The sequence below is a fragment of the Alcaligenes ammonioxydans genome (genome assembly GCF_019343455.1).
Classification (GTDB): Bacteria; Pseudomonadota; Gammaproteobacteria; order Burkholderiales; family Burkholderiaceae_B; genus Alcaligenes; species Alcaligenes ammonioxydans.
This window is the reverse complement of the sequence record NZ_CP049362.1, coordinates 995,784-1,016,130: the sequence shown is the minus strand read 5'-3', so window position 1 is coordinate 1,016,130 and position 20,347 is coordinate 995,784. Positions and strand designations below refer to the sequence as shown.

The window sequence follows — 20,347 nt, the reverse complement described above, 5'->3', positions numbered from 1 at the left end:
AAGCCCCCCAGCGGACTGCAAGGCAATGGATCAGGCACGTACTTCCTGATAGCGGCCATAGGCCAGGAGACGTTCCATGCGTTGCGCCAGCAATTGCTCGGTAGTCAGACCCGACACCTGACGCAAGGCGTCGGCCAGGGCACGGCCCAACTGACGAGCCATCATCGTGGGGTCGCGATGCGCGCCGCCGATCGGTTCATTGATCACGCGATCGACCAGACCCAGCTCTTTCAGACGGGGCGCCGTAATGGCCAGAGCCTCGGCAGCGACGGGAGCCTTGTCGGCGCTACGCCAGAGAATCGAGGCACAGCCTTCCGGCGAGATCACGGCATACGTGGAGTACTGCAGCATGGAGACCACATCCCCCACGGCGATGGCCAGGGCACCGCCCGAGCCGCCCTCACCAATAATGGTGGAGATGATAGGCACACGCAGCTTGGCCATGGCAAACAGGTTGTGACCGATTGCCTCGGACTGACCCCGCTCCTCAGCGCCAATGCCAGGATACGCGCCAGGGGTATCCACGAAGGTGAACACGGGAATACCAAATTTCTCGGCAAGGCGCATCAGTCGCAGGGCCTTGCGATACCCTTCCGGACGAGGCATGCCAAAGTTGCGACGGGCGCGCTCTTTGGTGTCACGACCTTTCTGGTGGCCAATGACCATGCAGGGGGTGCCATTGAATCGTGCCAGCCCCCCCACGATCGCCAGGTCGTCCGCATACATGCGGTCGCCGTGCAGCTCGTGAAAGTCCGAAAAAATCTGGTTTACATAGTCCAGGGTATATGGACGTTGTGGATGGCGAGCAACCAGGGCCGTTTGCCAAGGCGTGAGCTTGGCATAAATATTTTTGGCCAGCGTCTGGCTTTTTTGCTGCAGACGGCTGAGTTCCTCTGAAATATCCACAGCGGAATCAGATTGCACATAGCGGAGCTCTTCGATTTTGCCTTCGAGCTCGGCCAAAGGCTGCTCAAATTCCAGGAATGTATTTCGCATGTCGGTTCTTAAGGTTTAGGCCTAATTTAATATCGTACCGCAACTGTGTTCAGACTGCGCCACAGATGCCAGGTAGCCACCGTACACCACGGCGCCCACGCCTGAGCAACTTCACGCGCCTCGAACCGGGACACCGGTTCGCCGCTGAAATAGTGCTGAGAGATTGCCTTGAGCAGACCCGCATCGTCCAAAGGGAGAACGTCGGGTCTGTGCAAGTTGAAAATCAGAAACATATCCGCCGTCCAGCGACCGACGCCACGAATGGCGCACAGGTCAGCAATAACGGCTTCGTCAGACAGGGACTGCCATGCCTGGGGGTCGATTTTACGAGCATCGAAGTGCGTCGCCAAATCAACGATATATTCGGCCTTGCGTTTGGGTAAACCCAATCCATGCAAGGTCTCGTAGCCCAGCTCCAAAATCAGTTGGGGCGACAGCGCCTGACCGCAGCCCTCCAGCAACTTCGCCCACAACTGGTCTGCTGTACGCGAGGCCAGTTGCTGGCCCACGATGGAGCGCACCAATGTAGTAAAAGCCGGCGCCTGATGTTGCAACCAGTAATCGCCATGCTGGGGGATGAGCTTGCGCAAGATACGATCGCGCTTCATCAACTGGGCGCACGCGTCGTCCCAGTAGTCAGGTTTGCCCACCAAACGCACTTGAGGGCCGGATTGAACGCCGCTTAGGCCCTGCGCCATTGTGTTGCTCCACCTGGCCGGTCCTCAAGCTCTACGCCCTGCTCTTTGAGCTGCTCACGAATAGCATCGGCACGCGCAAAATCACGGTTCTGCTTGGCCTGGCTGCGCTCAGCCAGAAGCTCGTCAATCTGGGTGTCGCTCAAGGAATCGGCACCGGCCACGCTGGCTGCCTGACCAAAACGTGTGCTGGCGCGCCAGTAGACGGCCGGGTCCACTTGCAACAGGCCGATCACGCCCCCCAGGGCGCGCATCAGACCAGCGGCCTGCGCATCCTTGTCGCGGTTGGCCTGGCCAGCCAGTTCAAACAGAACGGCAATAGCGCCAGCCGTATTGAAATCGTCGTTCATGGCTTCGGCAAACGCCAAGGCGGGGCCTTGCGTCCAGTCGATCTGAACGTCGGCAGCAGGAACGTGTTGCAGGGTCTGGTACAGACGATCCAGAGCCTGCTGGGCATCGCGCAGATTGTCCGGCGCGTAATTTTGCAGGCTGCGGTAATGATTGCGCACAATAAAGAAGCGCAGCATTTCCGCTTCACGCGGATTGGCGATATAGCTGCTTTGGTCGTCGGCCAGGCCCTCGGGAGCCACGGTATCGCGAATGCGACGGAAGTTGCCCAGGGACTTGGACATTTTTTCCGAGTCCACCATCAGGGGACCGCAGTGCATCCAGACATTGGCCAACTGGCCGCCAAAGGCCCCTTCCGTTTGGGCGATTTCGTTCTCGTGGTGCGGAAATTTCAGGTCCGGGCCACCGCCGTGAATATCCAGGGGCAGACCCAGCAGCGCCTTGCTCATGGCCGAACACTCGATGTGCCAGCCTGGTCGACCCAGACCGTACGAGGACTCCCATTTGGACTCGGCCGGCTCATCGTCTTTGGCCGATTTCCAGAGTACGAAATCCAGAGGATCACGCTTGGCAGAATTCAGGGCAACGCGCTCGCCCGCCCGCAAATCATCCAAAGAGCGGCCTGACAATTTGCCATAACCGGGAAACTGACGCACCGCGTAGTTCACGTCCCCATCTTCAGACTGATAGGCCAGGCCGTTTTCTTCCAGCTTGGCGATAATGCCCAGCATGTCAGGCACGTGCTGGGTCGCACGGGGCTCCGAATCCGGACTTTGCACACCCAGGGCCTTTTCGTCAGCGTGCATGGCGTCAATATAGAAGTCCGTGACTTCAGACATGAGCTGCTTGCGCTCGACGGCGCGACGGATGATCTTGTCGTCGATATCAGTAATGTTGCGCACATAGGTGACGCGATAACCACTTGCTCGCAACCAGCGCTGCACGATGTCAAAACTGACCAGCATTCGCGCGTGCCCCAGGTGACAGAAGTCGTAGACCGTCATGCCACAGACGTACATACGTACGTGGCCCGGTTCAACCGGAGAAAACACCTCTTTAGAGCGTGACAACGAGTTATAAATGCGCAACATGGCCTGTAATCGTCATAAAATCGGAACCTTGTGCCAGAACAATTGCCCTTGGATGAGGTTCCGTATTTCCCGCCCGGCAAGAGGCAAGGTTAGAATGATGGTCAATAAGTATAGCAAGCAGACCTCGTTAAAGGCAGCAATCTACCAACCTTCCTGGTCTTCAAGCCAGATTTTATAGGCGCCCCCTCTGTGTTCAGTACATCTAGACGGACTCGGTTTCTCGCTCCTTGCTCCCTGGCCCTTTTGCTGGCCCTGGGCCACACCGTGAGCGCCCAATCCCTGCCCGATTTGCCCCCGCCCAGTGCGCGGGTCAACGATCCCTTGCTGGATATCGCTCCCGAACCTGAACGTGGCTGGAAGGGTCTGGCCCGCGCGCTGGACGTACTGGCTCCCAGCGTCGATACCGCTTTGCCTCTGAGTGGCGCACAAATCAGCCAGCGCATCAGCACCCTGATTGCTCAAGGCCGTCATGCCGATGCCCTTCAGGCCATCGAGAAACAGCTGGAGCAACGCAAGGACCGGGGTGAACCGGGTGCCAATGTGCAGTTGCTGTTTTTGAAGGCGCGTGCCCTGTCGGCCAGCGGCGATCACAATGGCGCCATCCGCATTTATCAGGACATGACCACCTACTATCCAGAGCTTCCCGAGCCCTGGAATAATCTGGCGGCTGAGTACATTGCGCAAGACAAGCTGGAGCTGGCTCTGGAGGCCCTGAAGATGGCTCTGACCGCTGATCCGTCTTATGCGCTGGCACGCGCCAATATGGGTGAAGTCCAGCTCATGCTGGCCAATGACACCTACCGGCAGGCGGCCGCCAGCGGTGTGCCCAAAGCAGCCCAACGCGCACAACAAACTGGCCAAATTCTGCAACAATAAGATTTTTATTTGACGGGATTGCCCCTATCTTATGTTTGCAAGCACATTTCAATGGTGTGATCAGGCTCGCGGCTTGCGCACCCTGCTTATTGCTGCCTGTATGGCTATGCCTATGATGAGCAGTCCGGCTATGGCAGCAGATTCTTCCACTTCTTCTGAAGGCACTTCTATGAGCACCTCTCCCCGCGTCCAACTGCAGACGAATTACGGCACCATCCTGGTCGAGCTGAACGCAGAAAAAGCCCCCAATACCGTGGCCAACTTTGTGGACTACGTTACCAGCGGTTTTTACGATGGCACCGTGTTTCACCGTGTGATCAACAACTTCATGATCCAAGGCGGCGGCTTTGAGGCCGACATGAAGCAAAAAGCGACCAATGCGCCCGTCAAGAACGAAGCCGACAACGGTTTGAAGAACGACAAATACACCCTGGCCATGGCTCGCACTTCCGATCCACACTCGGCGACCGCTCAGTTCTTCATCAACGTGGCCGACAACGATTTCCTGAACTTCACCGCGCCCACCGCCAACGGCTGGGGCTACGCCGTGTTTGGCCGTGTGATTGAAGGCACAGAGGTGGTCGATCAGATCAAGGGCGTGCGCACCGGCAACAAAGGCTTTCACCAAGACGTGCCTGTTGATGACGTCATTCTGGAAAAAGCCACGATTGTCGAATAAGCCCACGCTGACCGGCAAGATCTGGATTGCCGCGGACCTGCATCTGGGTCCGGACAATCCAGACACCCTCCGGGATTTTCTGCAGTTTCTGCACTCCGCCCAGCATCAGGCACAGGTCTTGATTCTGGGCGGTGATATTTTCAATGCCTGGATTGGTGACGATCAAATTTCCCGCCCTGCCCCCTGGCTTGCTCAAGTCAGTGAGGCGCTGCGCACGTTTGCGCAGCAGCATCCGCTTTATCTAATGCGCGGCAATCGCGACTTTCTGCTGGGTGACACCTACGCCCGCCATGTCCACGCCACGCTATTGCCGGATCAAGTCATCCTGGACACCTCGGCCGGTTTGATTCTGATGTCACACGGCGATGAGTATTGTCTGGATGATCTGGACTACCAACGCTTTCGCTACTGGGTACGCAAACCCTGGCTGCAAAAGCTCTATCTGGCCTGCCCTTTAAGCCTGCGCCAACGTATTGCCGACTCGGCCCGCGCCGGTAGCCAGCGCGGCAAGCAATACAAGTCCAAAGAGATTATGGATGTGCAGCCTGCAGCGATTATTGCTGCCTGCCAGGCCCATCCTGTGCAGGCCCTGATTCATGGTCATACACATCGCCCTGCAGTGCATGACATTCCCGGCTTTGAGCCGGTACGCCGATGGGTACTACCGGATTGGGAGGCGGACTCCTCGCAAGGAGGACGCCGTGGCGGCTATATCAGTATTGAAGGCACACAGCTTTGCTTGCACCAATGGGGTAAAGAGGATCAGTGCCAGACACTGGGACCTTAGTAAGAGTGACTTCACCTACAGCCAGCCAGGTTTAAGCTCCCCGTCTTTTTATACCTTCTTACGATAAAACCTGTTTTTCTTCACACGGTGCTGGTGGCAGGAATCAAGGTGGCTGCATGAGCATTTTGAGCGGGCAGTTGGGCTCGTCTTGGCGGGTCTCCGGCCCGTGCTGCGCACGGGCTCCCTGGTCTCTTGCCGTATCCAGGCGCCCTGTGAACTCGCGGGGTCCTTCGTCCCCCGGACGAACCACAAGCACCCCGCTCAAACAGCAAAGGGCTTGCATCCTGGATACGGCAAGAGCCTGCGGCCAGAGCCCTGACTCGCCCGTCGAGCCCAACTACCCCCTCAAAAACGCAAAAGAGACCGTGATTTTTGCCAGCAAGATACTTTCACTCGCGGCTACTGAAGAGAACCATCGAAAGCTGGTCTCGTGTCCGAACATCGACTCTTAGCACCATGAGCAGCAAGGCTGCTTGTCCCCTCCTCACTGTGAGCCTCTCGGTTCGTCTGCCCCGGTATCCGGGGCGGTTCAGACTGCTTGCCGCAGGCGGTGTTCGGATACGGGGTGCAATCGCCCTTCTGTTTGAGCGGGACGCTTGTGTCTTGTCCGGTGGACAAGACACCCCGCAAGTTAAGGGCGCGCCTGTATCCGAACACCGACAAGGGTACCGGTGCACAGCACCGGCAAGTAGTCAGCCCGGATACCGGGGCAGACGAACCGAGAGGCGCCTTGCTGAGACCAAGCTCCCTTCAATAAGCAGCAGCGTATCGAAGCCAAGACAAGTCATGCCAGACCAAACAACGGGCGACAAACCCGCTATTTGCCAACAAACCCTTGAACACAATAGTCACCAAAAACGTGCCTATCAAGTTGGTACATCGCTAGATAAGCGGACAGACAGACAGACAGACAGACAGACAGACAGACAGACAGACAGACAGACCGATAAATAGATAGATAAGTAGGTAGGTAAAGTAGGTGTGTGCAAAGACGACATTGACCGAGCCTCCCTGAAAAGAAAAATCCCCGCTGGCCAACAAGCCAAACGGGGATTTCAAAACATCTTAGGCGGCAAAGGTCTACGTCATCAGCCACACAAACAATACCCCGCCCAACGCAATCCGATACCAGGCAAAAGGACGATAAGTACGGCTGGACACAAAACGCAGCACGGCTTTCACTAGAAACAGTGCGCTAAAGAAGGCAGCCACAAAGCCCACGATAATTGCGGTGCTCTGGTCCGAACTTAAAGACGCGCCGTTGCGGTACAAGTCATAAACCGTGGCAGCCAACATGGTTGGCATCGCCAGGAAGAAAGAAAACTCCGTGGCCGTCTTGCGCTGAATACCGGCCAGCATGCCACCAATAATCGTCGCCCCCGAACGCGAAGTACCGGGCACCATGGCAATACACTGAGCGAAACCCACCACCAAAGCCTGCTTCCAGGTGATCTCCTCCAGGGCAAAGGCCGTGGCCTTTTGCGAGGTGGCGGTTTCACCCTGATCCAGCTCAGAGGTATTTTTTGCGTACTGCGGCTTGCGCTCGACCCACAGCATCAATAACCCCCCAATACCAGCGTGAACACAAACACAATCTGGTGATGGAACAAGGCTTTCACGTACTGAATCGTCAAGGCACCAATAACAGCGGCAGGTAAAAAGGCGATCAGCAGATTGCGCGTGAACATCAGCTCCGTGCGATCACCGCGCAAGGTCCCCATAATCAGCTGAATCAGGCGGGCGCGAAAAATCCAGATAACCGCCAGGATCGAACCGAACTGAATCACGACCTCGAACACCTTGGCATCGCCCGAGGAAAAATCAATCCAGGACCCCAGAATCAACAAATGCGCGGTACTGGAGACAGGAATGAATTCCGTTATGCCTTCAACAATCCCCAGAAACAGGGCTTTCAACAAATAGAGAGTTTGCTCGGTCATGTTGTGTCAATCAACGCCAATAAAAATTAAGTGTTCAAGAACGGATCAATTTGTTCTTCATCGTAGGGCAGACGCTCCAGGCTGACTTGGGAAATGCGACGCCCTTCCAGCTCTTGAACCTTGAAGCGATACACGGCATCGCGTTGCTCAAGCTCACAGACATCACCCACCTTGGGCAATTGTCCGAAACGTGTCAGAAGGTAGCCCGCCAGGGTCGCATACTCTTCCTGCTCATCGACCAGGCCGTCTACACCCAGCATCTGCTCCAGATGATGCAAGTCCGTCGAGCCATCCAGCAACCAATGATCCTGGGACTCCTGAACAATATCGGGACTTTCATCTTCGCTGGGAAAGTCGCCCGCAATCGCCTCGAAAATATCCAGCGGCGTCACCAATCCTTCAATCGTCCCAAACTCGTCGGTCACCATAACCAGTTGGCCACGGCTTTGCTTGATGGTTTCCATCAGATCCAAAATTCCGATGGATTCATACACAAACACCGGCTGACGCAACTGGTCCAGACGGATATGACCATGAATCAGCAAATCTGCCAGTAACTCTTTGCTTCGACCGATACCAATCACCTCATCGAGCGAACCACGGCACACAGGCACCATGCTGTGAGGCTCCTGTGTCATTTTCTCGCGAAGGACCTGGACATCGTCCTGAATGTTGACCCAGGTAATGGCATTGCGTGGCGTCATGACCGAATGGACGGTTCGCTCGGACAAGGTGAGCACGCCACTGACCATATTGCGCTCTTCCTGACCGAACACGGTCTGCGCTGCCACACCCGGCAGATCGGGACCGATCGCCGCATCGCCCGAGTCCGGACGCTTACCCAGCATGCGTAGCACCGCCTCGGCCGTGCGCTCGCGCATCGGACGCCCCGCTTGCAACAGACGCAGCTTGCGACGCGCCAACTGGTTGAACATTTCGATCAGGATGGAAAAGGAAATGGCTGCATACAGGTAACCCTTGGGTACATGTACGCCAAAACCTTCGACCAGCAGCGAAAAACCAATCATGAGCAAAAAGCCCAGGCACAGGATCACCACCGTCGGACGGCTATTGATATAGGCGGTCAGCGGCTTGGAGGCCACCAGCATGATGCCAATGGCGATGACCACAGCAGCCATCATGATGGGCAAATGCTCGACCATGCCCACCGCGGTAATGACCGCATCCAGGGAGAACACGGCATCGAGCACCACGATCTGCGCCACAATGACCCAGAAACTGGCATACATGCGCGAGCCGGAGGCATGCGCGCTGCGGTTTTCGATACGCTCGTGCAGTTCCAGCGTACCTTTGAGCAAGAGAAAGAATCCGCCCACGATCATGATCAGGTCTCGACCTGAAAAAGCCAGACCCATGACAGAGACCAGAGGGTCTGTCAGTTGCACCAGGTGAGACATCACGGTCAACAGGCCAAGACGCATCAGCAAGGCCAATGACAGACCCAGCACACGCGCCCGGTCACGCTGTGCCGGCGGCAGCTTGTCCACCAGAATTGCAATGAACACCAGATTATCGATGCCCAGAACAATTTCCAGAATTACCAGTGTGAGCAACCCAACCCAGACGGTCGGGTCCATCAACCACTCCATCTCAGCTCCTTGGCGCTGTGATTAAAAGAACACCCCGGCGATGCCGGGGTCTAGGTTCTTAATCTTGCAGGTGCGACAGCATCTGAATAAAGATCTTCGGACTGGCGGCAATCACATTTCCTGTTTCTTTCCAGGTTTGTTCGCCCTCAAAGTCGCCCACCAGGCCCCCGGCTTCGGTAACCAGCAAGGTGCCCGCAGCCAGGTCCCAGGATTTGAGGTTGACGGCACAAAAACCATCCAGACGACCTGCCGCCACATAGGCCAGATCCAGAACCGTTGCCCCCATGCGACGCACGGCGGCGCAATCGGCCAGCATGTCGGCGAACGGAGACGTGGGTTTTACACCCGCGCCCGAATCGGGAACGTGCGCACCGATCAGGGCATCGTGATAACGGGTCTGGCCCGAGACACGGATACGACGATCATTCAGGAAGGCACCGCCCCCCCGGCTGGCTGTAAACAATTCGTTGCGGTTGGTATCGTAAATAACGGCGTGGGCAGCCTGGCCACGGTGCATCAGCGCAATCGATATCGCGTAGCACGGAAAACCGTGGATAAAGTTGGTGGTGCCATCGAGCGGATCAATAATCCACTGGTACTCGGGAGTGCCTTCACCTGCAGGCTCCAGCGGTGGGCGCTCGCCCGTTTCCTCACCGATAAAACCATGATCGGGATAGGCTTCGCTCAACACTTCAATGATGGCTTCCTCTGCTGCGCGATCCACTTCCGTGACATAATCTTTAGGGCCTTTACGCGCAACCGACAGGTGCTGGAGGTCCAGACTGGCGCGAGAGATAATGGTGCCGGCACGGCGAGCCGCCTTGATGGCGGTATTGAGCATCGGGTGCATGGAAATTCCGTTTTTTTAACAATAATTGAGCCTGCCTGGCGTGCCCTGTCGCAGGGCAAAATCGCATGGGCAGACACAGGAAGCGTAGCTTCAAAGTAGCTATTTTAAATGACTCAGACGCAAGCATCGGCATTTGATGATAATTTTCACCGGGTTCGCTTCATTATGGTGCAACCCAGCCACCCTGGAAACGTGGGCGCAGCGGCCCGTGCGATCAAAACCATGGGCTTTGGCGACTTATGTCTGGTCGACCCGCTGGACCCGGACGTTGTACAAAACCCTCAGGCCATCTCGCTGGCCAGCGGCGCCCTGGACGTTTTGGAACAAGCAAGTATCGTTCCCACCCTGGCTCATGCGCTGGAACCGGTCACCCTGGCGTTTGCCCTGACCGCCCGCCCCCGCTATCTGGGCCCCCCGGCTGCCGATATTCGCCAGACCGCCGAACTGAGCCGCGAACACCTGCGTCAACACGCCGGTACGGTGGCCATCGTGCTGGGCACTGAGCGCGTCGGACTGACCAACGATCATATCAGCCAGTGCCAGTACGTCTGCCACATTCCGGCCAACCCCCAGTACAGCTCACTGAATGTTGCCCAGGCACTGCAACTGGCTGCCTGGGAGTTGCGTTACGCCTTGCTGGCCGAAAGCGGCGCCCCCCTCTTGCCCCACACCGAGGGCAAGGTGGACCCTGGCAAAGCGCTGGCTACCCAGGCCAAAGTGCAAGCCCTGATGCAGCATTGGGAACAGGCCATTGAAAGCGTCAAATTCCTGGACCCCAAGCATCCCAAAAAACTGGTCCCCCGCATGCAGCATTTGTTTGGACGCGCGCAACTGAGCCTGGACGAGGTGGATATGTTGCGGGGTCTGTGTACCGCCATGATCAAGACCGCCAGAGCAGCGGGGCATCCCATCCCCGAGCAACGCAAAGAGGAATCCGCCGGTCCCGAGCAGCGCTGATTGCGCCACGGCTGCCGTCGCTCCCGCCTGCCCGCTGCACGCAGCGGGCATTTGCTTTATTGAACGATCACACAGTGGACACTTTCCGAGCTGGCGTATATTCTTAGTAGGTTACGTTTTGGTAAACATCGGCCGTTTTCAAGCATGAATACTCCAGAGACCGTAGAACCGCAGGATCAGGCCGGGCCGCGCACCTTGCAACGCGGCCTGCTGGTGCTCAAGACTTTGCAGAACCATCAAGGCAAAGGAATGAGCGTCACCGATCTATCGCGTGCCACCCAATTGCAGCGTCCCACGATCTACCGCCTATTGGCCGCCCTGATCGATCACGGGCTGGTGCAAAACAGCAGTCACAGCCGCCGCTACAGCGCCACACGTCAGGACCAGGGCTTGTTTGGCATGGACCCCAGGGTCACCATCATGCAACCCATCATGCAGGAGCTGGCGCAGCTGACGGGGGATGCTGTTTTTCTGGTGGGACGCGATGGCGACGATTCGGTCAGCTTGTGGCGTGAAATCGGCCCCTATCCGGTGCAGATACTGGCGACTTATGTGGGCAAACGTCAGCCTCTGGGAGTGGGCTCAGGCGGCATGGCCTATCTGGCCACACTGGGAGACGAGGCAATCGAGCAGATCATCGAACGCAACGCCAATCAACTGGATCAGTATGGGGGCATGACCCAACGGGAGATGCGCCAACTGGTCACCAACACCCGGATTCGCGGCTACTCGGTGGTCGGCAATTACGCCGTGCGCGGCGCTCTGGGAGTAGGTTGCGCGCTCTGCGATCACAAAGGCCGGCCCATTTTGGCCATGAGCGTGACCGCCATTACCGAACGCATGCCCGCACCGCGTCAGAAAGAGATCGCCGGTCTGTTGCGCGATGCACTGGATTCAGTCGCTGACAAATTTTAAGGAAAGAAGCGGGTACCGCTTTCTTTCCTTCGCGCCGGGCTTTCCCGCCTAGCCGCCCCTTTTCGCCACCCGCTGACTCCGACCCTTTAAAGCTCTGAGCCCCTGCGCTCCCTGGTCATCCACTCATCCAGCCCCTTGCGGGCCTGGACATCTGATCGTCTGATCCGTTCGTTTTCGCTAAATATCCTCTCTGCACAAATCCGAGCCGCTTTATATCTAAAGCAACTGCTTGGCTCTGCGCTAACCCTGTTTTCCCCTAGGGTTAACGCGGCATCGTTTCACCCTGCGTAAATAAAGCGACATTTGCTTTATTGATCCACGCCCAAGCCTGTCGCTATCTTGTCAGCACAACGATAAGCCCACCAAGGGCACACCCAAAAGAGGAAAGCGAGATGCAGGCAACCGTCCCGACCCAGCTGCACGTGCTGGCGAAACGGTGCATCACGCAACCCTACCCCTTAGCCGACCCACTAGCCAGGTCGGGGAGACAAAAACAAGGATAAGTTCATCATGAACACCACTGCTACCCTCACGGCCAAGGCCAGGCCGAACTTGCTGACACGCTTTACCAACATCTGCGTGCGTTACGTAGAAAAATGGATGCCTGACCCGTATCTGTTCGCCGTCATTCTGAGTTTGCTGGTTGTCGGTTTAATCGCCCTGTTTGTAGACGGCGCCACCCCTGGAGGAATGGTGGATGCCTGGTACCGTGGAGTATGGGGGCCGAAAAGCATTTTCACCTTTGCCCTGCAAATGGTGTTGATTTTGGTGACCGGCTATACGCTTGCCGAAGCGCCGCCCTTAAAACGCGCCATTATCTGGCTGGCCTCTCGTGCCCGCAATCAGGTTGAAGGTGCGCTGCTGTGCTTTGCCGTAGGTTCCCTCTTTTGCCTGCTGAACTGGGGCCTGGGCCTGGTTGCCGGCGCTCTGGTCGCGCGTCAGGTCGCCCGCCGTCTGCCTCACGTGCACTTTGGCTATCTGATTGCCTCGGGCTATATGGGCTATTTACTCTGGACTCAAGGGCTCTCCAGCTCGATTGCGCTGGCCAATACCGACCCCAACAGCCCGATCAATGTTATCCACCAGTTGACCAACATGACGGTGCCTTTCAGCCTGACCATCTTTCAGCCCTACAGCTGGATTCCGGTGCTGGCCCTGATCATCCTGCTATTTCTGACGATCTGGCGCATGGAACCCGACCATGCCTTGCCGCCCGACCCGGCCGTCTTTGCCGATATTGAGAAAGACCTGCCCAAAACCAAGGCTAGCACTCCGGCTGAAAAGCTGGAAAACCTGTGGATTCTGAATGTGCTGTTCTTTGCCGCGGGTATGTACTACTTCGTGCGCAGCGGTTTTGCGTTGAACATCTCCTCCATGATCATGCTGTTTACCGTTACGGGTGCCCTGCTGCACTGGACGCCTATCCGCTTTATCAAGTCCTTTGTCGAGTCCGCCAAAACGGCTGGCCCGCTGATTCTGCAATACCCGCTGTATGGCGGCATTATGGGCTTGCTGGCCTATATCCCCATGGAAGGCGGCCGCGCCCTGGAAGAAATCCTGTCCTCCGCGCTGGTCACCGGGGCCAATGAATACACCCTGCCCTTCCTGACCTTTATCGCCTCCATCATCATCTCGCTGTTTGTCCCTTCCGGTGGCGGACACTGGGGAGTGCAAGGCCCCATCGCCGTGCAGTCAGCTCTGGCCATCGGTCAGGACAGCCCTGCCTATCTGGGCCTGATGTCCATGGCCGTGGCGTTTGGCGAAGCCGTTGCCAATATGATCCAACCCTTCTGGCTCTTGCCCGTGCTGGCCATCGCACGCTTGAATGTGCGGCAGGTCATGGGCTTTACCGTCGTGGCTTTTCTGATTGGCACCGTCGTGTTGACGATTGCTATTCTTATTGCTCCTTTCACGATCTGAGGTCATGCCATGTCTGTGAATGAGTTCGCCACCCGAAACACGACATCCAGCCAGCAGGCGGCGGAAGCTGCTCTTGCCCGCTACGAACAAACCGAGGATCTGATCCAGGCTTTTGCCCATCTGGACAAGGAGCAGGTACGGCGCCTGGCCCGGGAGCAGGAAAACCGTAGCGGCCCTTTGAAGGGGCTGCTCATCGGCATCAAGGACCTGATCAATACGGCCGATGCGCCGGCCACTTACGGGTCACCCATTTACCGGGACAACCGGCCCAGTGAGGACGCGCCCATCGTGCAAGCTCTTCGCGCGGCCGCTGCGGTGCCCTTTGGGAAAACCGTGACCACGGAATTCGCTCTGTTCCATCCCCCCAAGACCCGCAACCCCTGGAATCCGGATCACACGCCCGGCGGCTCATCATCAGGCTCGGCCGCCGCCGTAGCGGCCAATGTGGTGCCTGTGGCCTTGGGTACCCAAACCGCCGGCTCTGTCGTGCGCCCTGCCGCCTTTTGCGGTATCTACGGCTTCAAGCCCAGCTTTGGGGTCCTGCCCAGCAACGGCCTGAAAACGATCAGTCCCTCGTTGGACACCGTGGGAATCCTGGGCCAGCGCCTGGAAGATATACAGCGCGTGTTCAATGTGCTGCGCACCAGCCCGGAAATCACATCCAGCCTGTTGCAAGCCCCCTTGCGTCTGAGTTTTTTACAGACCCCGTGGTGGGAGGAACTATCAGACGATCTGCGGGACCGACTCAAGGCGGTGATAGCCCATCTGAGCGCCAACGACGGCCAGTTTGAGATCCAACGTAACGGTAAGGACAGCCTGTTTGGCGAGCTGACTCATGCACAACAGGCCATCATGGGCGCTGAAGTGCTGATTCATTTAGGCCATGAGCGCCAGCACCATCTTGAGCTGCTGTCACCGGCTTTGCAGGCCTATCTGGACCGGTGTGCGCAGACTCGGCCGGCTGAACTGATTCAGGCCCAAGGCCTGGTCAATCAGCTCAAGCGCCAGCCCGAGCTGATCTTCGGCGATGCAGACTTGATCCTGAGCGCCTCGGCCTTGGGCGAAGCCCCTACACGTGAGACGACGGGCGATCCGGTGCTGTGTCGGGCCTGGACAGCGTTGGGCATTCCATGTCTGAACATGCCCATTGGCTTTGGCCGCCAGGGGCTTCCCTTGGGCCTGCAACTGGCCGCCCGGCCCGGGCAGGATGACCTGCTGCTGGAAGCAGCCACTCGCATCGCCCATCACCTGGGCACCCGCTCCATCGCGCTGCCTGAGCTGCGTTCGTGACACTTCAGGCAACAGGCTTTAAAGAAACACATCGACAGAGGTATGACAGGGAAACCTAATGACGGACAGCAACTGGAATCTTAAGAATCAAGCGCGCCAGCAAAGACTGCAACGCGCCAGCCGAGCACTGGGAGACTCGCTGCAAGGCAAACTGTGCAGCACAGATAAAGCCAGCTTATTGCTGGAAGCCGTCTTGCAGGCAGGCGATCGTGTATGTCTGGAAGGCAACAACCAGAAACAAGCCGATTTTCTGGCTGACGCGTTGGTGGGGGTCGATCCCACACAGATTCATGACCTGCACATGGTGCAATCCGTGCTGGCCTTGCCCCAGCATCTGGATGTGTTTGAAAAAGGCATCGCCAGCCGCCTGGACTTCAGCTTTTCGGGCCCGCAAGGTGCACGCCTGGCCCGGCTGGCATCGGCAGGGCGACTGAACATCGGTGCTATTCATACTTATCTGGAGTTGTTTGCGCGTTACTTTGTCGATTTGACTCCGAATGTGGCGCTCATCGCCGCTCAGGCCGCCGATGAGCACGGCAATCTATACACCGGTCCCAATACCGAGGACACCCCCGCCATTGTGGAAGCCACCGCTTTTTCGGGCGGCATTGTGATTGCTCAGGTCAATGAGCTGGTCAATAGCAAGACCACGCGCCTGCCTCGCGTGGACATCCCCGCAGATTGGGTGAACTTCGTCATCCCGGCCCCGCGCCCCCACTTTATCGAACCGCTGTTTACCCGCGACCCGGCGCAGATCAGCGAAATACAGGTCTTGATGGCCATGATGGCGATCAAGGGCATCTACGCGGAATACGGCGTGCAGCGCCTGAACCACGGCATCGGTTTTGATACCGCCGCCATCGAGTTGCTCTTGCCCACCTACGGTCAATCGCTGGGCCTGAAAGGCAAGATTTGCCAGCACTGGGCCTTGAATCCGCATCCTGCCCTGATCCCCGCGATTGAGGCTGGCTGGGTGCAATCCGTGCATTCCTTTGGTTCCGAGCTTGGCATGGAAAATTACTTGCGCGCCCGCTCCGATGTGTTCTTCACTGGTCCCGATGGCAGCATGCGCAGCAATCGTGCTTTTTGTCAGGCAGCGGGTCACTATGCCTGCGATCTGTTCATCGGCTCCACCTTGCAGATCGATCTGCAGGGCAATAGCTCCACCGCCACGCTGGGCCGCATTGCCGGTTTTGGTGGCGCACCGAATATGGGGGCCGATGCCCGTGGCCGGCGCCACGCCAGCCCCGCCTGGCTCAAAGCAGGTCAACAAGCCCGCGCAGGACGCCAGGGGGCGGCCGGTACGCCGCGAGGCCAAAAGCTGGTGGTGCAGATTGTGGAAACGTTCCGCGAACACATGACGCCGGCCTTTGTGGACACCCTGGATGCCTGGACCCTGCAGGAGCAGACCGGCATGGATCTGCCCCCCATCATGGTGTATGGCGAGGATGTCACCCACATCCTGACCGAAGAAGGCATTGCCAACCTGTTGCTGTGCCGGAGCGACGAAGAACGCGAGCAGGCCATACGCGGCGTAGCCGGGTATACGCCCGTAGGCCTGGGCCGCGATGTGCGCATGGTGGAAAACCTGCGCGACCGCGGCATCATCCGGCGACCGCAGGATTTAGGCATAGACCCACGTCAGGCCACTCGCAATCTATTGGCCGCACGCAGCATGCGGGATCTGGTTGACGCCTCGGGCGGCCTGTATCAGCCCCCGGCGCGCTTTCGTAATTGGTAAGGGCCCGCACCGCTATTTGCATTAGGAGATCACGATGACTCAGCATCCTCACGGCCTGGAGACCCTGGCCTACCGTTTTCAGGGGCAAGAGCCCATTGGCCCCTTCCAGCCCGTGCTGATTGGCGTCGTGGGTTCGGGCAATCTGGAAGTACTGGCCGAACCCAAGGACAGCCCCGACTGCACTATTCACATTCATACCTCAGCACGAGGGTTTTCCGCCATCTGGGATGCCGTGGTACGAGACTTTCACCAGCGTCATCCGCTGGCCGGCATTCACTTTGACATCAACGATATGGGAGCCACCCCGGCCGTGGTCAGCCTGCGTCTGGACCAGGCCGCCAGCGAAGCGCTGGCACGTAGCCAAGCACAAGGAACACAGTCATGAGCAGTTATCTGGAATGTTCTGCCCGCCAGCGCGTCCAGACTCTGTTTGACGCGAACAGCTTTCATGAGTGGTTGCCCCCGGCGCAACGCATCAGCAGCCCGCACCTGGCTCAGTTGGGCGTCCCCTCCTCTTTTGATGATGGTGTGGCCATCGGCCATGCCTTGCTGGAAGGGCAGACCGTTTATGTGGCAGCGCAAGAAGGCGAGTTCATGGGCGGTGGTGTGGGCGAAGTCCACGGCGCCAAGCTGGTGGGCCTGCTGCGTCGTGCCATGATCGACCGCCCTGCTGGCGTAGTGCTGCTACTGGAGTCCGGCGGTGTGCGCTTGCACGAAGCCAATGCGGGTTTGATCGCCGTGTCGGAAGTGATGCGCGCCCTGCTGGATACCCGCAATGCCGGGGTGCCGGTGATTGCCCTGGTAGGCGGGCAAAACGGTTGTTTTGGCGGCATGGGCATAGTGGCTCGCTGCACCAATCACCTCATCATGAGTGATGTAGGCCGTCTGGCTATGTCCGGCCCCGAAGTCATTGAAGCTTCACACGGTGTGGAGGAATACGACTCCAAAGACCGTGCGCTGGTCTGGCAGACCAGTGGCGGGAAACATCGCTGGCTGACCGCCGATTGCGACGACCTTGTGCCTGACACTGTGGCAGCTTTCCGTGCTGCCGCCGTGCAAGGATTGAAAGAACCAGCCCGTGGCCCCGTCACCGTGGAAGAACTGGAACAGGAACACCGGATGCTGGCCCATCGCGCCGCCTTGCTGCCTGTCGAACAATGGGAGCACACGGAGAACCAGGCTCGCCACTTATGGCAGGCGCTGGGTTTGAAGCACAGCGATCAAGTCGGGCAGATGGATGCCGCGGCCGTCAAAGCATTACGCAGCCAGGAGGCGCTGTCATGAAATGGGAAGCACTGGTGAAATCGCTGTTCGATACGCAGCACACCATCACCGAACAGGATTTATTTTTACAGGGGACAGCCGAGTTTGAGGGTCAAACACTGAACGTTATTGGAACCACCGAACACGCGCCTATTGGCGTATCCCTGGCTTTGACCCAGGCTCAGGCGGTGCTGGACACCATCAGGCACCATCCTGGCCGCAGTCTGCTGCTCTTGGTCGATACCCAAGGCCAGCAACTGCGCCGCCGCGATGAGCTGCTGGGTATCAACCGCGCCATGGCCCATTTGGGCATGTGTCTGGATCTGGCCCGACGCAAAGGTCACAAAGTCATTGGACTGGTCTATGACCAGGCACTTTCGGGCGGATTCATCACCTCCGGGCTGATTGCCGACGCCTGCTATGCCGTACCCGAGGCCGAGATTCGCGTCATGCGCATTCCCGCCATGGCCCGCGTCACCAAGCTGCCCGAAGCCCTGCTGGAAGAACTGGCACAGTCCAATCCGGTTTTTGCGCCCGGCGTAGACAACTATGTGGCCATGGGGGGTATTCAGGCTGTCTGGGACAACCGTTCGCCTGAGCATCTGCGTGCGTCATTGCGTGCGGCACTGGCCCAGTCCGATCACCAGGATCGCCGTGCCAGTGATGGCGCCCAACGCGGTGGTCGCCGTCTGGCGGCCCAGATCATTGACCAAGTCTTGCAGGCATCCTGATGACCGCACCACTGCCCGCTCGCCGTCACCATCTGATTACGCTGGACAGCCCAGCCTGGGATCAGGTGCTGGCGGATCTGGAGCCAAGCAGCCACGCCAGTCTGAGCCTGCAGCAATGGCAGGCCCGAGGCTGGCCGCTGGTAGTCAGCCGTCAGCCAGGTGAACTGCGTCACGGGCAGCTGCAAGTGGGCATTCCGTTACCGACCGATTGGGGACGGCAACGTCTGTCTCTGATTGTTCCCCAGGCGCGGAGCCTGGCCTGGGGCTGTTTCCCCCCCGCCCATGAAGCCCAAACCTTGCTGCTGGTTTCCTTGGCGCAAGACTGGCTGAGCTTATGCCAGCAGATGCAGGCACACGGCTGCACAGCTCAGGTTTATGGCAGTTATGGCTGGGAGCTGATCACGGGGCAAGGTTATGTGCGTGAAGGCTCGGACCTGGATTTGCTGCTGCCCGTGCAGTGCGCCACGCAGGCCGATCGTCTGGTGCAGCTCTTGCATGCGGCCAGCGAATGGCCGGGTTTGCCCCGTCTGGATGGCGAGCTGCTGTTTCCGGATGACGCCGCCATCGCCTGGCGTGAATGGCAGCAATGGCGCAGTGGTGCCAGCAGCAAAGTCATGATCAAACACACGCATGGTTTACGTATTCAGGCGCACTCGGACTGGCCTGAGCACGCCCCTGCCCTGGAGTCTTCTCATGCTGCTTGATGCCATTGAAACAAGGGTATGGGCGCCCCCACCGACGCCCCCTGAGCTCATGGACCCATCCCCTTCCTGGCGTTGTGCGGACATAGGCCGGGCGGCTGTTCTGGCGCTGTATGACGAGCTGATTCTGGCCCCCAAGCCGGGACTGGTTTCCTTGCTCGACAGCGGCAGCCATGACGATATGGACGCCAGCACCTTCTACCGCAGTCTGTTCGCTCTGCGCCACTATTTTTCTGACATGGCAGCCCTGGGCCAACAGCGTGCTCCCTTTTGCCAACTGCAAACTTGCGGGATGGCAGCGGAGGCTCGCATGCAGGCGGCAACCGCCGGCATCAATACGCACCGTGGAGCCATCTTCATGCTCGGCCTGCTGTGTGCAGCCGCAGGCGCCTGCCTTCCTTTTCGCGCCCTGACTCCCGCCACGATTCGGGACCAACTTCAAACATTATGGGGGGCAGCTTTACAGGCCCGCAGCCAGCAAACCTCGTCCGCACTGCCGGGTGGACAAGCGGTACGCCGCTATGGTTTACAGGGCGCGAACCAGGAAGCCGCCCAAGGATTTCCCACCTTGTTTGAAACGGCCTGGCCCGCCTGGCAAGCCGCTGTCAACCTCTTGTCTCCGCACAGCGCACCTATTACCGATCAGCAATTGCAGACCGTGGGTTTGCATACTTTCTTTTCGGTGATGGCGGTCCTTGACGATAGCAATCTGGCCCATCGTGGCGGACTGGAGGGGCTGCACTACGCGCGCCGCTGCGCCGCACAGTATTTGCACGCAGGCAGCGCATTTACCCCGGATGCGGTGCAACGCGCCCAAACCTTGCATCACGCCTTTATGCAGCGCCGTCTGTCCCCTGGAGGCGCTGCCGATACCTTGTCGGCCTGCTATTGGCTGGACCGCCTGCAAGCCACGGCTCCCGGCCGTGCACGCCAACGTCGCCCTACTGGAGTCTGACC

The 20,347-nt window shown here is 58.4% G+C and carries 18 protein-coding genes and 1 pseudogene; 13 read left to right on the top strand and 6 right to left on the bottom strand.

Features of this window, described 5'->3' with window-relative positions:
• Positions 1–30 precede the first annotated feature (30 nt).
• From FE795_RS04590 to cysS, 3 genes are read right to left on the bottom strand one after another with little or no spacing between them, the layout of a single operon-like run.
• Positions 31–996, bottom strand: a complete 966-nt coding sequence (locus FE795_RS04590; protein WP_003802638.1) for an acetyl-CoA carboxylase carboxyltransferase subunit alpha — start codon at positions 994–996, stop codon at positions 31–33.
• Positions 997–1,022: 26 nt separating this feature from the next.
• The gene (locus tag FE795_RS04585; RefSeq protein WP_003802640.1) at positions 1,023–1,694 is read right to left on the bottom strand and encodes a DNA-3-methyladenine glycosylase family protein; all 672 of its coding nucleotides are present in this window, start codon (positions 1,692–1,694) and stop codon (positions 1,023–1,025) included.
• Complete coding sequence (gene cysS, locus FE795_RS04580) at positions 1,679–3,130, bottom strand: cysteine--tRNA ligase (RefSeq protein WP_059318754.1); 1,452 nt, start codon at positions 3,128–3,130, stop codon at positions 1,679–1,681. The genes FE795_RS04585 and cysS overlap by 16 nt, the downstream gene beginning before the upstream one ends.
• Before the next feature lie 264 nt (positions 3,131–3,394).
• Between cysS and FE795_RS04575 the strand changes: the two genes are divergently transcribed.
• The 3 genes from FE795_RS04575 (at position 3,395) to FE795_RS04565 (ending at position 5,472) form a co-directional block, all read left to right on the top strand.
• Positions 3,395–4,006 (top strand): tetratricopeptide repeat protein, encoded by a 612-nt coding sequence (locus FE795_RS04575; protein ID WP_230406263.1) that lies wholly within the window; start codon positions 3,395–3,397, stop codon positions 4,004–4,006.
• Positions 4,007–4,175: 169 nt separating this feature from the next.
• Complete coding sequence (locus FE795_RS04570; RefSeq protein WP_039943527.1) at positions 4,176–4,685, top strand: peptidylprolyl isomerase; 510 nt, start codon at positions 4,176–4,178, stop codon at positions 4,683–4,685.
• Complete coding sequence (locus FE795_RS04565; RefSeq protein WP_131071379.1) at positions 4,675–5,472, top strand: UDP-2,3-diacylglucosamine diphosphatase; 798 nt, start codon at positions 4,675–4,677, stop codon at positions 5,470–5,472. Before FE795_RS04570 ends, FE795_RS04565 begins: the two co-directional genes overlap by 11 nt.
• A 1,080-nt stretch (positions 5,473–6,552) precedes the next feature.
• On the opposite strand, the pseudogene FE795_RS04560 reads toward FE795_RS04565, so the two are convergent.
• The 3 genes and pseudogenes from FE795_RS04560 to FE795_RS04550 all read right to left on the bottom strand — a co-directional run bounded on the left by FE795_RS04560 (position 6,553) and on the right by FE795_RS04550 (position 9,872).
• Positions 6,553–7,412 (bottom strand): annotated as a pseudogene (locus FE795_RS04560) (undecaprenyl-diphosphate phosphatase).
• 26 nt (positions 7,413–7,438) lie between these two features.
• Positions 7,439–9,022, bottom strand: coding sequence for a TerC family protein (locus FE795_RS04555; protein ID WP_003802650.1), 1,584 nt, complete (start codon positions 9,020–9,022; stop codon positions 7,439–7,441).
• 58 nt (positions 9,023–9,080) lie between these two features.
• Positions 9,081–9,872, bottom strand: a complete 792-nt coding sequence (locus FE795_RS04550; RefSeq protein WP_003802652.1) for an inositol monophosphatase family protein — start codon at positions 9,870–9,872, stop codon at positions 9,081–9,083.
• A gap of 108 nt (positions 9,873–9,980) precedes the next feature.
• Between FE795_RS04550 and FE795_RS04545 the strand changes: the two genes are divergently transcribed.
• The 10 genes from FE795_RS04545 to FE795_RS04500 all read left to right on the top strand — a co-directional run bounded on the left by FE795_RS04545 (position 9,981) and on the right by FE795_RS04500 (position 20,345).
• Complete coding sequence (locus tag FE795_RS04545; protein WP_003802655.1) at positions 9,981–10,829, top strand: RNA methyltransferase; 849 nt, start codon at positions 9,981–9,983, stop codon at positions 10,827–10,829.
• 144 nt (positions 10,830–10,973) lie between these two features.
• Positions 10,974–11,744, top strand: coding sequence for an IclR family transcriptional regulator (locus FE795_RS04540; RefSeq protein WP_059318751.1), 771 nt, complete (start codon positions 10,974–10,976; stop codon positions 11,742–11,744).
• A 510-nt stretch (positions 11,745–12,254) separates the two neighbouring features.
• Positions 12,255–13,664, top strand: coding sequence for a short-chain fatty acid transporter (locus FE795_RS04535; protein WP_219235756.1), 1,410 nt, complete (start codon positions 12,255–12,257; stop codon positions 13,662–13,664).
• A 9-nt stretch (positions 13,665–13,673) separates the two neighbouring features.
• On the top strand, positions 13,674–14,954 hold the full coding sequence (locus tag FE795_RS04530; RefSeq protein WP_131071378.1) for an amidase: 1,281 nt from the start codon (positions 13,674–13,676) through the stop codon (positions 14,952–14,954).
• A 58-nt stretch (positions 14,955–15,012) separates the two neighbouring features.
• Entirely contained in the window at positions 15,013–16,695 is a 1,683-nt protein-coding gene (mdcA, locus tag FE795_RS04525) for a malonate decarboxylase subunit alpha (RefSeq protein WP_131071377.1), read from the top strand.
• Between the two features lie 34 nt (positions 16,696–16,729).
• Positions 16,730–17,080, top strand: coding sequence for a malonate decarboxylase acyl carrier protein (mdcC, locus tag FE795_RS04520; RefSeq protein ID WP_003802665.1), 351 nt, complete (start codon positions 16,730–16,732; stop codon positions 17,078–17,080).
• Positions 17,077–17,979, top strand: a complete 903-nt coding sequence (locus FE795_RS04515) for a biotin-independent malonate decarboxylase subunit beta (protein WP_131071376.1) — start codon at positions 17,077–17,079, stop codon at positions 17,977–17,979. Before mdcC ends, FE795_RS04515 begins: the two co-directional genes overlap by 4 nt.
• Positions 17,976–18,689 (top strand): biotin-independent malonate decarboxylase subunit gamma, encoded by a 714-nt coding sequence (gene mdcE / locus FE795_RS04510; protein WP_059318748.1) that lies wholly within the window; start codon positions 17,976–17,978, stop codon positions 18,687–18,689. Before FE795_RS04515 ends, mdcE begins: the two co-directional genes overlap by 4 nt.
• Positions 18,689–19,393 (top strand): malonate decarboxylase holo-[acyl-carrier-protein] synthase, encoded by a 705-nt coding sequence (mdcG, locus tag FE795_RS04505; protein WP_059318747.1) that lies wholly within the window; start codon positions 18,689–18,691, stop codon positions 19,391–19,393. The genes mdcE and mdcG overlap by 1 nt, the downstream gene beginning before the upstream one ends.
• A complete protein-coding gene (locus FE795_RS04500; protein WP_131071374.1) occupies positions 19,383–20,345 on the top strand; it encodes a triphosphoribosyl-dephospho-CoA synthase in 963 nt (320 codons plus the stop codon). The genes mdcG and FE795_RS04500 overlap by 11 nt, the downstream gene beginning before the upstream one ends.
• Positions 20,346–20,347 lie beyond the last annotated feature (2 nt).

Excerpts from the sequence above, each read along its gene's own strand:
- mdcC (WP_003802665.1), top strand. The coding sequence starts at position 16,730 with ATGACTCAGCATCCTCACGGCCTGGAGACCCTGGCCTACCGTTTTCAG.
- FE795_RS04515 (WP_131071376.1), top strand. The coding sequence starts at position 17,077 with ATGAGCAGTTATCTGGAATGTTCTGCCCGCCAGCGCGTCCAGACTCTG.
- mdcE (WP_059318748.1), top strand. The coding sequence starts at position 17,976 with ATGAAATGGGAAGCACTGGTGAAATCGCTGTTCGATACGCAGCACACC.
- FE795_RS04545 (WP_003802655.1), top strand. The coding sequence starts at position 9,981 with ATGACTCAGACGCAAGCATCGGCATTTGATGATAATTTTCACCGGGTT.
- FE795_RS04530 (WP_131071378.1), top strand. The coding sequence starts at position 13,674 with ATGTCTGTGAATGAGTTCGCCACCCGAAACACGACATCCAGCCAGCAG.
- FE795_RS04570 (WP_039943527.1), top strand. The coding sequence starts at position 4,176 with ATGAGCACCTCTCCCCGCGTCCAACTGCAGACGAATTACGGCACCATC.
- FE795_RS04585 (WP_003802640.1), bottom strand. The coding sequence starts at position 1,694 with ATGGCGCAGGGCCTAAGCGGCGTTCAATCCGGCCCTCAAGTGCGTTTG.
- mdcA (WP_131071377.1), top strand. The coding sequence starts at position 15,013 with ATGACGGACAGCAACTGGAATCTTAAGAATCAAGCGCGCCAGCAAAGA.
- cysS (WP_059318754.1), bottom strand. The coding sequence starts at position 3,130 with ATGTTGCGCATTTATAACTCGTTGTCACGCTCTAAAGAGGTGTTTTCT.
- FE795_RS04535 (WP_219235756.1), top strand. The coding sequence starts at position 12,255 with ATGAACACCACTGCTACCCTCACGGCCAAGGCCAGGCCGAACTTGCTG.
- FE795_RS04590 (WP_003802638.1), bottom strand. The coding sequence starts at position 996 with ATGCGAAATACATTCCTGGAATTTGAGCAGCCTTTGGCCGAGCTCGAA.
- FE795_RS04500 (WP_131071374.1), top strand. The coding sequence starts at position 19,383 with ATGCTGCTTGATGCCATTGAAACAAGGGTATGGGCGCCCCCACCGACG.
- mdcG (WP_059318747.1), top strand. The coding sequence starts at position 18,689 with ATGACCGCACCACTGCCCGCTCGCCGTCACCATCTGATTACGCTGGAC.
- FE795_RS04540 (WP_059318751.1), top strand. The coding sequence starts at position 10,974 with ATGAATACTCCAGAGACCGTAGAACCGCAGGATCAGGCCGGGCCGCGC.
- FE795_RS04550 (WP_003802652.1), bottom strand. The coding sequence starts at position 9,872 with ATGCACCCGATGCTCAATACCGCCATCAAGGCGGCTCGCCGTGCCGGC.
- FE795_RS04555 (WP_003802650.1), bottom strand. The coding sequence starts at position 9,022 with ATGGAGTGGTTGATGGACCCGACCGTCTGGGTTGGGTTGCTCACACTG.